This is a genomic window from Micromonospora ureilytica, assembly GCF_015751765.1.
Lineage (GTDB): Bacteria > Actinomycetota > Actinomycetes > Mycobacteriales > Micromonosporaceae > Micromonospora > Micromonospora ureilytica.
In genome coordinates, this window is the sequence record NZ_JADOTX010000001.1 from 6,469,964 (window position 1) to 6,483,417 (window position 13,454).

General features: G+C 71.3%; 12 protein-coding genes. 7 read left to right on the forward strand and 5 right to left on the reverse strand.

The annotated features are described in order from the left end of the window. Positions 1-147 precede the first annotated feature (147 nt). A complete protein-coding gene (locus IW248_RS29715) occupies positions 148-501 on the reverse strand; it encodes a chorismate mutase (RefSeq protein ID WP_196929556.1) in 354 nt (117 codons plus the stop codon). 326 nt (positions 502-827) lie between these two features. Between IW248_RS29715 and pcrA the strand changes: the two genes are divergently transcribed. Next, entirely contained in the window at positions 828-3,269 is a 2,442-nt protein-coding gene (gene pcrA, locus IW248_RS29720) for a DNA helicase PcrA (protein WP_196929557.1), read from the forward strand. Between the two features lie 103 nt (positions 3,270-3,372). Here pcrA and IW248_RS29725 read toward each other — a convergent pair whose 3' ends face one another. Both IW248_RS29725 and IW248_RS29730 read right to left on the reverse strand, forming a co-directional pair. Beyond that, complete coding sequence (locus IW248_RS29725; protein WP_196929558.1) at positions 3,373-4,140, reverse strand: M23 family metallopeptidase; 768 nt, start codon at positions 4,138-4,140, stop codon at positions 3,373-3,375. 263 nt (positions 4,141-4,403) lie between these two features. Next, positions 4,404-5,111 carry a M23 family metallopeptidase gene (locus tag IW248_RS29730; protein ID WP_196929559.1) on the reverse strand — a complete coding sequence of 236 codons (708 nt, stop codon included), beginning with the start codon at positions 5,109-5,111 and terminating at the stop codon, positions 4,404-4,406. Between the two features lie 476 nt (positions 5,112-5,587). Between IW248_RS29730 and icmB the strand changes: the two genes are divergently transcribed. The 3 genes from icmB to sucD all read left to right on the forward strand — a co-directional run bounded on the left by icmB (position 5,588) and on the right by sucD (position 8,492). Next, entirely contained in the window at positions 5,588-5,992 is a 405-nt protein-coding gene (icmB, locus tag IW248_RS29735; protein ID WP_030491849.1) for a coenzyme B12-dependent isobutyryl CoA mutase small subunit, read from the forward strand. A gap of 431 nt (positions 5,993-6,423) precedes the next feature. Continuing rightward, positions 6,424-7,602, forward strand: a complete 1,179-nt coding sequence (sucC, locus tag IW248_RS29740; protein WP_091406357.1) for an ADP-forming succinate--CoA ligase subunit beta — start codon at positions 6,424-6,426, stop codon at positions 7,600-7,602. 2 nt (positions 7,603-7,604) lie between these two features. Further along, positions 7,605-8,492 (forward strand): succinate--CoA ligase subunit alpha, encoded by an 888-nt coding sequence (gene sucD, locus IW248_RS29745; protein ID WP_124822699.1) that lies wholly within the window; start codon positions 7,605-7,607, stop codon positions 8,490-8,492. A gap of 61 nt (positions 8,493-8,553) precedes the next feature. Here sucD and IW248_RS29750 read toward each other — a convergent pair whose 3' ends face one another. Beyond that, the gene (locus IW248_RS29750) at positions 8,554-8,820 is read right to left on the reverse strand and encodes a DUF4190 domain-containing protein (protein WP_124822700.1); all 267 of its coding nucleotides are present in this window, start codon (positions 8,818-8,820) and stop codon (positions 8,554-8,556) included. Between the two features lie 200 nt (positions 8,821-9,020). Between IW248_RS29750 and IW248_RS29755 the strand changes: the two genes are divergently transcribed. Then, positions 9,021-10,298: a cell division protein PerM gene (locus IW248_RS29755; protein ID WP_196929560.1), complete on the forward strand. Its 1,278-nt coding sequence runs from the start codon at positions 9,021-9,023 to the stop codon at positions 10,296-10,298. A gap of 61 nt (positions 10,299-10,359) precedes the next feature. On the opposite strand, the gene IW248_RS29760 is transcribed toward IW248_RS29755, so the two are convergent. Beyond that, positions 10,360-10,917, reverse strand: coding sequence for a DUF4190 domain-containing protein (locus tag IW248_RS29760; RefSeq protein WP_196929561.1), 558 nt, complete (start codon positions 10,915-10,917; stop codon positions 10,360-10,362). A gap of 290 nt (positions 10,918-11,207) precedes the next feature. Between IW248_RS29760 and purN the strand changes: the two genes are divergently transcribed. Together purN and purH are read left to right on the forward strand one after the other, a co-directional pair. Further along, complete coding sequence (gene purN, locus IW248_RS29765) at positions 11,208-11,828, forward strand: phosphoribosylglycinamide formyltransferase (protein WP_124819649.1); 621 nt, start codon at positions 11,208-11,210, stop codon at positions 11,826-11,828. Beyond that, positions 11,825-13,396: a bifunctional phosphoribosylaminoimidazolecarboxamide formyltransferase/IMP cyclohydrolase gene (gene purH / locus IW248_RS29770; protein ID WP_196929562.1), complete on the forward strand. Its 1,572-nt coding sequence runs from the start codon at positions 11,825-11,827 to the stop codon at positions 13,394-13,396. The genes purN and purH overlap by 4 nt, the downstream gene beginning before the upstream one ends. Positions 13,397-13,454: the final 58 nt, after the last annotated feature.

Below are 13,454 nucleotides of genomic sequence, written 5' to 3' on the forward strand. Positions count from 1 at the left end.
CGCCACTGCTACCGAAGCCCGCCGGGGCTCGGCGGCAGTGACGGGATCACCGGCAGGTCGTCGAAGGGGATGCGTTGGGATCTGCGGGTCCAGGTGGCCGGGTCGATCGAGGAGATGTGCGGCGGCGGGTAGCGCGCTCCGCGCGTCTCAGAGAGGGCCGCGGCCGGCACGCAGCAGCAGCAGGGCCAGTTGGGTCCCGTCGCCGCCCAGCGCTTGGCGGAACCGCTCCAAGATCTCCCGCTCCCGGGACAGCACCAGCCGCGTGCCCCCGGAGGCCATCCGGGTGGCCCCGACCTCCTGGGAGAGGGCGGCCCGTTCCTGCCACAGGGCAATGATGGTCCGGTCGATCTCGTCGATCCGCTGTCGAATCGCCACGATCCGCTCGGCAGCCGCCGAATCGTCCGTGCCGGTCCGGGCATCGGTCGCCTCCGGCTGGCCCGTGCCCGTCCGGCCGTCGTCCCGTTCCAGGCTGCCGCTCTGCTCCGCCACGTCAGTCATCATCGTCGTTTCCCTCCCCCGGTGCCTGGAACCGAGACGAAAGAGTCCCGGGCTCCAGGAGCCCGGGACTGTTCGTAGGTCTGGTTGATCAGGCGCGACCTACGGCTGCCGGACTCCCGGTGCCGTAGTAAAAGTAGAAGCGCTGACTGAACACGCCGTCGAGTATGCCGACCGTCAGCCGGCTCGCGCAAGGATTCGGCGGAACACGTGCCCCGCCGCACGTTGCCCGAGGCGCGGCAGGCCGAAGCGGACCGGCCGGGTGCGGGCTTCCCGGCACCGGGAGTGCGCGGCGGGGAAGTGTCCGGGTGGCGGCATAGACTTGTCGGGCGATGCATCCTCTCTTCGACATCCCCGCGTCCCCGCCTGCGCCGGAGTCCGCGCCGGCCCGCCCGCACCGACCCGGGGCGGCCGCCGCGCGCCTCGATCCGCAGCAGCTGCTCGCCGGGCTGAACGGGCCGCAGCGCGACGCCGTCAGCCATGCCGGCTCGCCGCTGCTGATCGTGGCCGGCGCCGGGTCCGGCAAGACCAGGGTGCTCACGCACCGGATCGCCTACCTGCTCGCCGCTCGGGACGTGCACCCCGGTGAGATCATCGCGATCACCTTCACCAACAAGGCCGCCGGCGAGATGAAGGAGCGCGTCGCCGCGCTGGTGGGACCCCGGGCCCGCCTGATGTGGGTGTCGACGTTCCACTCGGCCTGCGTGCGGATTCTGCGTGCCGAGCACGAGCACGCCGGCCTCAAGTCGACGTTCTCGATCTACGACGCGGACGACTCCCGCCGACTGATGCAGTTGGTCACCCGCGAGCTGGATCTCGACCCGAAGCGCTACCCGGCGCGTGGGCTGGCGGCCCAGGTCTCCAACCTCAAGAACGAGCTTGTCGATCCGGAGCAGTTCGCGGCGCGGGCCACCGGGCCCAACGAGCGGGCGCTGGCCGAGGCGTACACGCTCTACCAACGGCGGCTGCGTGAGGCACACGCCCTGGACTTCGACGACCTGATCATGACCACGGTGCACCTGCTCCAGTCCCACCCGCACGTGGCGGAGAGCTACCGCCGGCGGTTCCGGCACGTGCTGGTGGACGAATACCAGGACACCAACCACGCGCAGTACACGCTGATCAAGGAGTTGGTCTCCGGCACCGACGGGGTCGAGCCCGCCGAGCTGTGCGTCGTCGGCGACGCCGACCAGTCGATCTATGCGTTCCGGGGCGCGACGATCCGCAACATCCTGGAGTTCGAACGGGACTTCACCGACGCCCGGACGATCCTGCTGGAGCAGAACTACCGCTCCACCCAGACCATTCTCAACGCGGCCAACGCGGTGATCGACCGCAACACCTCCCGCAAACCGAAGCGGCTGTGGAGCGAGGCCGGCGCCGGCGAGCAGATCGTCGGCTACGTGGCCGACACCGAGCACGCCGAGGCCGACTGGGTGGCCCGGGAGATCGACCGGCTGGTCGACGCCGACGAGACCCGCCCCGGCGACGTCGCGGTCTTCTACCGCACCAACGCCCAGTCCCGCGTCTTCGAGGAGGTGTTCATCCGTGTCGGCCTGCCCTACAAGGTGGTCGGCGGGGTGCGCTTCTACGAGCGCAAGGAGGTCCGCGACGCCCTGGCGTACCTGCGTTCGGTGGTCAACGACGACGACACGGTGAGCCTGCGGCGGGTGCTGAACACCCCGCGCCGGGGGATCGGCGACCGCGCGGAGGCCTGTGTCGAGGCCCTCTCCAGCCGCGATCGGATCTCCTTCGGCGCGGCGTTGCGCCGGGCCCGGGAGGCGCCGGGCATCTCCAGCCGGGCAGCCAACGGCATCGCCGACTTCGTGGCGCTGCTCGACGGCGCCCGCGAGCTGGCCGAGACCGGCACCCCGGAGGAGGTGCTGGAGGCGCTGCTCACCCGCTCGGGCTACCTCACCGAGCTGGAGGAGAGCCTGGACCCGCAGGACGCCGGCCGGGTGGACAACCTCCAGGAGTTGGTAAGCGTCGCCCGCGAGTACACCGAACGGATCGAGGCGCTGGGCGAGGAGGGGGAGCGGGCCACCCTGGCCGGCTTCCTGGAGCAGGTGGCGCTTGTCGCCGACGCCGACCAGATCCCTGCGCAGCCCGGCTCGTCGCCTGACGGCGCCGAGGCAGACGACGCCGCGCCTCATCAGGGTGTGGTCACCCTGATGACGTTGCACACCGCCAAGGGTCTGGAATTCCCGGTGGTCTTCCTGACCGGGCTGGAGGACGGCGTCTTCCCGCACCTGCGCTCGCTCGGCGACACCCGCGAGTTGGAGGAGGAGCGCCGGCTGGCGTACGTCGGCATCACCCGCGCCCGACAGCGGCTCTACCTCTCCCGGGCGGTGACCCGCTCGGCCTGGGGGCAGCCGTCCTACAACCCGCCGTCGCGCTTCCTGGAGGAGCTGCCGACCGAGTTGGTGCACTGGGAGCGCACCGAGGGCTCGTACACCTCGTGGGCCGGCGGGGGCGGCGGCGTCGGTGGCCGTGCGGACCGCGTGCCCGGCGGTCGTGGCACCTTCACCGGGGGCACGCCGAAGGCGGCGCAGCTGGCCCAGCGGCTCGGCGTGGACGCCAGTCGGCTGACCACGGCCAGCGAGCTGCCGCAGGGGCCCAAGGTGTCCGCCGGTGACCGGGTCAATCATCAGCGGTACGGGTTGGGGCGGGTGCTCGCCGTCGAGGGGCACGGCCCGGGTGCTCGCGCGCAGATCGACTTCGGCGACCAGACCATGTGGCTGGTGCTCCGGCACGCACCGGTCGACAAGCTCTGACCCGGCGCCCCAAGATCGCACCGGATCAAGGAAAGAGTGGCCTCAGCGGTGCCGGAGGCCACTCTTTCCTTGCTGTTGTTCCGGACTGCGCGGGGATGTCGCCTCAGCAGCCCAGGTCGACGCCGCGCGCCCGCATGAACGGGGCCGGGTCGATCTGGTTCCACATGCCCTGGTGCACCTCGAAGTGCAGGTGCGGGCCGGTGGCGTCGCCGGTGGCGCCCTCGTAGCCGATGACCTGGCCGGCCTTGACCTTCTGTCCCACGGTGACAGCGATGCGGCTCTGGTGGGCGTAGTGGGTCAGGTAGCCGTTGCCGTGGTCGATGAAGACCGAGTTGCCGTACCCGTCGGAGGCGTCGCCGGCCTGGGTCACGGTGCCGGCCGCCGCGGCGTGGATCGGCGTACCGGAGGGCAGCGCCAGGTCGATGCCGGCGTGCAGGGTGCCCCAGCGCTGCCCGTAGCAGGACGTGACGGCTGCGCCCGGCATCGGGTCGACCCAGGCGGGCGTGGGCTTGGTGGTCTTCTTCGGCTTGGGCTTCGGCTTGGCCTTCGCGGCGGCCGTCTTAGTGGGGCTGGCGCTGATCGCCGACGGGCTCGGCGTCGGGCTGAGCGAGGGGGTGACCGGCGTGCTCGACTCACGGACCGAGCGGTCGGCCCGGCTCGCGGCGTCGGCCCGGGACTGGGCGTCGAGGGAGACGGCGGCGGGTGTCGGGTGGTCGGTGCCGCCGGTGGCGACGGCGACACCACCGAGGCCGAGGGCTACCAGGGCGGCGGCCCCGAGCACGATGAGGCGGTTCCGGCGGCCGGTGCGCTGCGGTTCGGTCTGGCTGGTGTCGGGGGTGTTCTCGTTCTGGACGGAGCTGTCTTCCTGCACGGCGGACCTTCGCAGTCGAGGGGCACTTGACCTCGAAATACTGGTGTCGGCCGAGTCGGGGCAGGGTGCGGGGGACCGAACCCCCGACGGGCGGCGGACGGTCGGCTGCCCGGATATGACCTGCTCTGCGGCGCTACGACCGGAAAAGTGATCATGCGGGACGGTGTCTCCGCTCACAATCTCGACTGTGACCTGGCAGACATGCGGCCATGCGAAACCGCCCGGATCGACAGATCCGGGCGGTCAACGGTCGTTACGCACCGTCAGGAGGCGGCTACCTCGCTGTAGATTGCCTCGACTTGCAGCTTGATGTCCACTCCGCGCTCCTGGAGGAACGGCACCGGGTCGATCGGCTGCCCCTTGACATGGATCTCCAGGTGCAGGTGGGTGCCGTACGCGTGGCCGGTCTGACCAACGAGGCCGAGCTGGTCGCCCGCCTTGATCTGCTGGCCTTCCTTGACGCTGACCGCCGAGGAGTGGCCGTAGATGGCCTCGCTGCCGTCGGCGTGCTGAACGATCACCGCGTTGCCGTACCCGCCGAACCAGCCGGCCTTGGTGACCAGCCCGTCGTGGATCGCCACATAGGGAGTGCCCTCGCCGGCGACCAGGTCCACGCCGGTGTGCATCTTGCCCCAGCGGACGCCGTACGGGGAGTTGAAGTCGTAACCCTGCAGCGGCAGCAGCCAGACCTCGGGCTCGGCGTTGTCCTTGCTGCGGCTGTCCCGGGAGGCGCGGTCGGCGTTGTTCGCACGGGCCGCAGCGTCCTGACTGGTGACCGACGCCTGCTTGAGCTCGTCGAGAACCGTCGGGCTGACGTCCTTGGCGTCCGGCAGGGCGCTCGCGCCGAGGGCCACGATGCCGGCACCGACGAACGCGGTGGTGACGACAGCGGCGTAACGGCTGCGGGGTGGGGTGGGTACGCGGCGGCGACCGCGATATCGATCGGGCTCAGACGACAGGCGCTGGCGCACGCACACCCTCCGTTGTCGGGGTTCCGAAGCGGCCGGTGGGCGTCCCCTGAAGCTCCAGAGAAGCGTCCGCTGACCGCGTCGTCACCCGTCCATGGACCTGATGACAACCGTGGACACGTTAGCCAACCGCCAGGCGAGTCACAAGCTAGAGCGGAAAATTGGCGTGTCGATCTGTCCGTTTGCGTCCATGATTGTCATGCATCGCGACACCAAACGGTGCCCCCGTCGCTGCCCGTTCGTCGCCGAGCGTGACCGTTCCGGCGGACTCGTCCGGCTTGACTCCGAGCAGCCGTCGGGGATGGTGTCGGCGGCCCTGTCGGAAGTGAAGCGGGAATGGTTCGGCACCGGACCTCGTCGGGTTGCCCCCGGGCGCGCCGGGTAACGGCCGGTGACAGAGCCCGGATTTCCCGGGCCGGGTCCGCCGGGTTACCGTTCGTTAAGGTGAAGGCGGTCCAGCCGGTGAAAGGTGTGCGCTGATGAGCTCTCGAATTCGGGTCGTCGTCGCCAAGCCTGGCCTGGACGGCCACGACCGGGGCGCGAAGGTCGTAGCGCGCGCCCTGCGGGACGCCGGCATGGAGGTCGTCTACACCGGCCTGCACCAGACCCCCGAGCAGATCGTGGAGACCGCCATCCAGGAGGACGCCGACGCGGTCGGCCTGTCCGTTCTCTCCGGCGCGCACATGACGCTCTTCCGGCGGGTGCTGGAACTGCTCGGTGAGCGGGACGCCCGCGACATCGTCGTGTTCGGCGGCGGCATCATCCCGAACGGCGACATTCCCGAGTTGGAGAAGCTCGGCGTCGCGAAGATCTTCACGCCGGGCGCTACCACCCAGGCGATTGTCGAGTGGGTCCGACAGAACGTGGCCCAGCCGGTTTCCTGAGGCCCGCCGGTCTGCTGCGCCGACCGGATTTGGGCACGGGGGAGGGGCCGGACGCACCCCTCACACGTCCGGCCCCTCTATGCACGATGCCCCGCCGCCACCCCTCGACCGACAGGGCATCGGCCGTATCCCGTCTTTGCGCTGTTCAGCGCTCCGACATCTGACTCAACGACGCCCCCACGGCAGGGTTACGCAAGCCGGACAACATCCTCCGGACGGTGGATGCCACAGGAGTCATGGCCGGAAACCGGCCACGCCTGATGTCCGGTTGTGCATTACCGCACACCGCGCACCCGCTCGGTTGCCGGTGGTGCCGACCTCGCTAGGCTGCGGCCAATGGCCTGTTTCAACTGATGACAGGCGTCAAACTGTTTTTGAACGCTGGTGGCGGCGCGACGGCGCGCCGCGGAGACGGGACGGGACGCGCAATCGTGGACCTGTACGAGTACCAGGGGCGGGACCTGTTCGAGCGGCACGGCTTGCCCGTGCTGGCCGGCGGCGTCGCCACTACCCCGGAAGAGGCCCGCGCGATCGCCGAACGCCTTGGCGGCCGTGTGGTCGTCAAGGCGCAGGTAAAGGTCGGCGGCCGAGGTAAGGCCGGCGGCGTCAAGCTGGCCGAGGGCCCGGATGAGGCGGTGGCCCGGGCCACGGACATCCTCGGCATGGACATCAAGGGTCACACCGTCCACAAGGTCATGATCACGGTGACCGCGGACGTGGCCGAGGAGTACTACTTCTCGTACCTGCTCGACCGGGCGAACCGCACCTTCCTCTGCATCGCCAGCGTCGCCGGCGGCATGGACATCGAGCAGGTCGCCGCCGAGACCCCCGACAAGGTCGTGAAGGCCCCGATCGACGCCGTGAAGGGCGTGGACGAGGCCAAGGCCCGCGAGATCGTGACCGCTGCCGGCTTCCCGGCCGAGGTCGCCGACCAGGTGGTCGAGATCGCCGTGGGTCTGTGGCAGGCGTTCGTCGCCGAGGACGCCACCCTGGTCGAGGTCAACCCACTCGCCAAGAACGGCGACGGCCGGATGCTGCTGCTCGACGCCAAGATCAGCCTGGACGAGAACGCCGCGTTCCGGCACCCGGACCACGAGGCCCTGGTCGACCAGGCCGCGGTGGACCCGCTGGAGCAGGCCGCCAAGGCCAAGGACCTCAACTACGTCAAGCTCGACGGCGAGGTCGGCATCATCGGCAACGGCGCGGGTCTGGTCATGTCGACCCTCGACGTGGTCGCGTACGCCGGTGAGCGGCACGGCAACGTCAAGCCGGCCAACTTCCTCGACATCGGCGGCGGCGCGAGCGCCGCGGTGATGGCGAACGGGCTGGAGATCGTGCTCTCCGACCCGGCCGTGAAGAGCGTCTTCGTCAACGTCTTCGGCGGCATCACCGCCTGCGACGAGGTCGCCAACGGCATCATCCAGGCGCTGGCACTGCTGGAGCAGCGCGGCGAGCAGGTCACCAAGCCGCTCGTCGTCCGTCTCGACGGCAACAACGCCGAGGCTGGCCGGGCGATCCTGGACAGCGCGAACAACCCGCTCGTGCAGCGGGTGGACACCATGGACGGTGCGGCCGAGCGGGCCGCCGAGCTGGCAGCTGCGGGGGTCTGATCATGGCTATCTGGCTGACCAAGGACTCGAAGGTCATCGTCCAGGGGATGACCGGTTCCGAGGGTTCCAAGCACACCCGGCGGATGCTTGCCGCCGGCACCAACGTGGTGGGTGGCGTCAACCCGCGCAAGGCGGGCCAGACTGTCGACTTCGACGGCACCGAGCTGCCGGTCTACGCGTCCGTCGCGGACGCGATGGCCGAGACCGGGGCCGACGTCACTGTCATCTTCGTGCCGCCGCAGTTCACCAAGGCCGCCGTGGTCGAGGCGATCGACGCCGCGATCCCGCTGGCCGTGGTGATCACCGAGGGCGTCCCGGTGCACGACACCGCGTCGTTCTGGGCGTACAACGTGGCGCAGGGCGAGCGGACCCGGATCATCGGGCCGAACTGCCCGGGCATCGCCTCGCCGGGCGCGTCCAACGCCGGCATCATCCCGGCCGACATCACCGGCTCCGGCCGGATCGGCCTGGTCAGCAAGAGCGGCACGCTGACCTACCAGATGATGTACGAGCTGCGCGACATCGGTTTCTCCACCTGCGTCGGCATCGGCGGTGACCCCATCATCGGGACCACCCACATCGACGCCCTCGCGGCGTTCGAGGCCGACCCGGAGACCGACGCCATCGTCATGATCGGTGAGATCGGTGGCGACGCCGAGGAGCGGGCCGCCGAGTTCATCAAGGCCAACGTCACCAAGCCGGTGGTCGGCTACATCGCCGGCTTCACCGCGCCTCCCGGCAAGACCATGGGTCACGCCGGGGCGATCATCTCCGGCTCGGCGGGCACCGCCGAGGGGAAGCAGGCGGCGCTTGAGGCCGTCGGCGTCAAGGTCGGCAAGACGCCTACCGAGACCGCCAACCTGATGCGGGAGATCATGTCCGGCAGCTGAGCCAGGTCAGGCAAGACGAAGGGGGTCGACCGGTTGCGGTCGACCCCCTTCGGCGTACGCGTCAGTCGTTGTTCCAGAACGGGTAGTTGCCGGTTGCGCGCAGGATCGCCCCGCCGATGATGTTGATCACGCCGAACGCGATGGCGAGGTAACCGAGCAGCGGCGACTGCCCGTACCGCCGGGCATCGCGGATGGACAGGTAGCCGAAGACGATGCCGAAGATGCCGCAGCAGATCAGCCCCAGCACGATGCCCAGCACGCCCCACAGGGTGGTTCGATCGCGTCCCTGGGCCGGTGGCGGCGGGGGAGGCGGGTATGGCGTCGTCACAGCTTCCTCCGAGCGGTCGTGGGCGACGTGCCGGCCCGGACCGCGACCGGTGGGCCCGTCCCGGGTGGCGGCGACTCGCGCCCCCTCTGGGCCGAGGCTAGACCGGCCCGGGTGGGCAGGACGTCGGTTCGGTGAACTCGCCGTCCTCAGGAGGGGTTAACGGACTGCCACCGCCCGCGCGACGTGCCAGAGTAGAGCGGATGTCCCCCGTCACCCCTGACCGTCCCAGCCGTCCCGGCGGTGTGAGCGCCGACGACCGGCCGGTCGACCGTGCCGCACCGGCCCGGCGGGTGCCCGCGCCCCGCGCGGGCGGGTCGCCGCGCGGGCGTGCGCCGCTGCCCGTCGCCGCCGGGGTGGCCGCCTGCTGGGCCGCCCTCACCTCGTACCTGCCGGTCGCCATCGTGCTCGGTCTGGTGCAGCTCGGCGCGGACTCCACCACAGTCACCGGCACCCTGCGCACCGCGCTGGCCGGCTGGCTGCTCGGGCACGGCGTGCCCCTGCACACCGAGTCCGGTCCGCTCGGGCTCGCCCCGCTCGCGCTGACAGTGCTCGCGCTCTGGCGGCTGACCCGCGCCGGTGTGCACGTCAGCCGCGCGATCGGCGCTCGCGACACCCGCTCACCGCGCCGGGCACTGCTCGCCGCAGGTGCGGTCGGCATCGCGTACGCGCTGCTCGGCGCGCTCGCGGCGGTGCTGGTCGGCACCGGCGGGCCGGATGTCTCGGTGATCCGGTCGGGCGCCACGTTCGCTGTGGTCGGCACGCTCGCCGCGCTGGTCGGCGCGGTCCGGATCACCGCCGTGACCCGGCTGCTCGTCACCCGGTTGCCGGGTCCGGTGCGCGACGGCGTTCGCACCGGCCTGGTGGCCGTGCTGCTGCTGCTCGGCGCGGGCGCGGGCGCGGCCGGCCTGGCGGTGGCCACCGGCGGTGGCGACGCGGCCGACATGATCGGGGCCTACCGGACCGGGGTCGCCGGGCAGGCCGGCATCACCCTGGTCAGCGTCGCGTACGCGCCCAACGCGGCGGTCTGGTCGACCAGTTACCTGCTCGGGCCGGGTTTCGCGGTCGGGACCGACACCGCGGTCCGCACCAGCGAGGTGTCGGTCGGCGCGCTGCCGGCCGTGCCGCTGCTCGCCGGCCTGCCGCGTGGCCCGGTGGACGGCTTCGGCGCCCTGCTGCTGGCGGTGCCGGTGCTGGCCGGGATGGTCGCCGGCTGGCTGCTCGCCCGTCGGGTGGCTCGACTCGCCGTCCCGGAGCGGGCCGCGCAGCGTTGGGCCGAGTTGCTAGCGCCGGCGGTGCTGGCCGGGCCGGTGGCCGGCGTGGTGCTCGGTGCGGCCGCGGCGGTTTCCGGCGGGCCGCTGGGCGCCGGTCGGCTGTCCCAGGTCGGGCCGGTGGGTTGGCAGGTCGGGGCGGTGGCGGCCGGTGTCATCGCGGCCGGCGCGCTCATCGGCGCCGCCGCCACCCGTGCGCTGACCCGCTAGCCCTGGACGAGCGCGGGGCGCCCCGGGCGAACCCCGGAGCGCCCCGTCGAATCCGAGCCTGTCAGGGCTGGGCGGGCAGGTTGACGTTCAGCACGACGCTCAGGATGACCGCGAGGATGCCGAGCCCGACGCCGACCGCGCCGCAGATCAGGCCGGCCTTGGCCTGACCAGCGTTGCTGGCCTGCCCCTGGGCAGCCTTCTGCCTGCCCAGGTAGCCGGTCACCAGGGCCCCAATGCCGACCGGGATGCCCAGGATGGCGCAGCAGGCCAGGGGGATCGACGCGATACCGAGGATCATCGACACCAGGCCGAGGGTGTTGTTCTGCCCCTGCCCCTGCTGCGGGTACCCGGCGTTCGGGTACGTCGGGCCGGCGCCGTACGGCGGCTGCTGCTGGGCGTACGGGTCCTGGTACGGCGGCTGCTGACCGTACGGCTGTCCCGAGGTGGGCTGCTGGCCGTACGGGGCCTGCGGCGCGGCGTACGGGTCCTGCTGCGGCTGGCCGTACGGCTGGCCGGAGGTGGGCTGCTGGCCGTACGGGGCGGCCGGCGGCTGGGGAGCGGTCGGGTCCTGGTTGGGCTGCTGGCCGTACGGGTCCTGACCGGGGTTACCGGGCTGCATTCGAGAAGCTCCTTGGACTGGTTCCGTCAGTTGGTGCTCTTTGTTTCCATCCATGATCGCGGTCAGTCCTCCCAAAGCCCAGTACAGCAACAGGACGACATGTCTCCTAAAACACCCAAGCAGGCCCTTGTCGGCCACTCGGTGTGCCGGATCAGGGGTGGTGTGTGGGCCGGCGCGGCGTTCGGCCCCAGCGAGCGGCAGCGTACCGGGTCGACGCACGTCGGCACCGTCGAAGATCGGCGCGCCGCCCAGCCGAAGGGCGTCCCTGACCTGCCCGATAGGGTGGCCCGGTGACCGAGCCCGCGTCCGTCGCCCGCATCGTCGTCCTCATCTCCGGCTCCGGGAGCAACCTCCAGTCGCTGCTGGACGCCGCCGCCGACCCCGCGTACGGCGCACAGGTCGTCGCGGTCGGCGCGGACCGCGACGGCATCGCGGGCCTGGACCGGGCCGACGCGGCGGGGGTGCCGACCTTCGTCGAGCGGGTCCGCGACCACGACACCCGGGAGGACTGGGACCACGCGCTCACCGCGCACGTCGCGAAGCACCAGCCCGACCTGGTCATCTCCGCCGGTTTCCTCAAGCTGGTCGGCCCGCACTTCCTCGCCGCCTTCGGTGACCGCTACCTGAACACCCACAACACGCTGCTGCCGGCGTTCCCCGGCATCCACGGCCCGCGTGACGCCCTCGCCTACGGCGTGAAGCTCACCGGAGCCACCCTCTTCTTCGTCGACGCCGGCATGGACACCGGGCCGATCGTCGCGCAGGTCGCGGTGCCGGTGCTGGACGACGACGACGTCGACACGCTCACCGAGCGCATCAAGGAAGCCGAGCGGCGCCAGCTCGTCGAGCAGGTCGGTCGGCTGGTCCGCGAAGGCTGGACCATCACCGGAAGGAAGGTCACGGTTCCGTGAGTCCCACTCAGGACGGGCGCCGCCCGATCAGGCGGGCGCTGGTCAGCGTCTACGACAAGTCCGGGCTGGTCGAGCTGGCTCAGGCCCTGCACGCGGCCGGCGTGGAGATCGTGTCCACCGGCAGCACGGCGGGCACCATCGCCGCCGCCGGGGTGCCGGTGACGCCGGTGGAGACGGTGACCGGGTTCCCCGAGGTGCTCGACGGCCGGGTGAAGACCCTGCACCCGAAGGTGCACGCGGGCCTCCTCGCGGACCTGCGTAAGGACACGCACGTGGCGCAGCTCGACGAGCTGGGCGTGGCGGCGTTCGACCTGCTGGTCTCCAACCTCTACCCGTTCCAGGCGACCGTCGCCTCCGGCGCCGACGTCGAGGAGTGCGTGGAGCAGATCGACATCGGTGGCCCGGCCATGGTGCGGGCCGCCGCCAAGAACCACGCGTCGGTCGCCGTGCTCACCGACCCGACCGGTTACCCGGCGCTGCTCGGAGCGCTCAGCGAGGGTGGCTTCACACTGGCCCAGCGTCGCGCGTTGGCGGCTCGGGCGTTCGCCGACATCGCCGAGTACGACGTGGCGGTGGCCCGGTGGTGCGCCCAGGAGCTGGCACCCACCGACGACTGGTGGCCGCAGTTCGCCGGGCTGGCGCTGCGCAAGTCGACAGCGCTGCGCTACGGGGAGAACCCGCACCAGCCCGCCGCGCTCTACACCGACCCGGACGCCCCGGCGGGGCTGGCCCAGGCCGAGCAGCTGCACGGCAAGGAGATGTCGTACAACAACTACGTCGACGCGGACGCCGCCTGGCGGGCCGCGAACGACTTCGCCGACCAGCCGGCGGTGGCGATCATCAAGCACGCCAACCCGTGCGGCATCGCTGTCGGCGCGGACGTGGCCGAGGCACACCGCCTGGCGCACGCCTGCGACCCGGTGTCGGCGTACGGCGGTGTCATCGCGGTCAACCGGCCGGTCTCGGTCGAGCTGGCCCGGCAGGTCGCCGAGATCTTCACCGAGGTGGTGGTCGCCCCCGGCTTCGACGAGGGCGCGGTCGAGGTGTTGCAGGGCAAGAAGAACGTCCGGCTGCTGCGGGCGCCGGCCTGGACGCCGGCGCTTGTGGAGTTGCGGCCGGTGACCGGTGGCGTGCTGGCCCAGGTCGCCGACCGGGTGAACGCCCCCGGTGACGACCCGGCGAATTGGCAGTTGGCGACCGGTGAGGCCGCCGACGAGGAGCTGTTGCGGGACCTCGCGTTCGCCTGGCGGGCGGTCCGCGCGGTGAAGAGCAACGCGATCCTGCTCGCCAAGGATGGCGCCACCGTCGGGGTCGGCATGGGTCAGGTCAACCGGGTCGACTCGGCGCAGCTCGCGGTCACCCGCGCCGGCGCCGACCGGGCCCGGGGGTCGGTCGCCGCCTCGGACGCGTTCTTCCCGTTCGCCGACGGCCCGCAGATCCTCATCGACGCCGGCGTCCGCGCCATCGTGCAGCCCGGCGGCTCCATCCGCGACGAAGAGGTAATCGAAGCAGCCAAAAAGGCCAACGTAACGATGTACCTAACCGGAACCCGCCACTTCTTCCACTAATCCCGGGTTGATCATGGGGTTGACGGGCGACAAGCCGGACGAAACGGCCCGTCAACCC

Excerpts from the sequence above, each read along its gene's own strand:
- IW248_RS29715 (WP_196929556.1), bottom strand. The coding sequence starts at position 501 with ATGATGACTGACGTGGCGGAGCAGAGCGGCAGCCTGGAACGGGACGAC.
- pcrA (WP_196929557.1), top strand. The coding sequence starts at position 828 with ATGCATCCTCTCTTCGACATCCCCGCGTCCCCGCCTGCGCCGGAGTCC.
- icmB (WP_030491849.1), top strand. The coding sequence starts at position 5,588 with ATGAGCTCTCGAATTCGGGTCGTCGTCGCCAAGCCTGGCCTGGACGGC.
- sucD (WP_124822699.1), top strand. The coding sequence starts at position 7,605 with ATGGCTATCTGGCTGACCAAGGACTCGAAGGTCATCGTCCAGGGGATG.
- IW248_RS29755 (WP_196929560.1), top strand. The coding sequence starts at position 9,021 with ATGTCCCCCGTCACCCCTGACCGTCCCAGCCGTCCCGGCGGTGTGAGC.
- IW248_RS29760 (WP_196929561.1), bottom strand. The coding sequence starts at position 10,917 with ATGCAGCCCGGTAACCCCGGTCAGGACCCGTACGGCCAGCAGCCCAAC.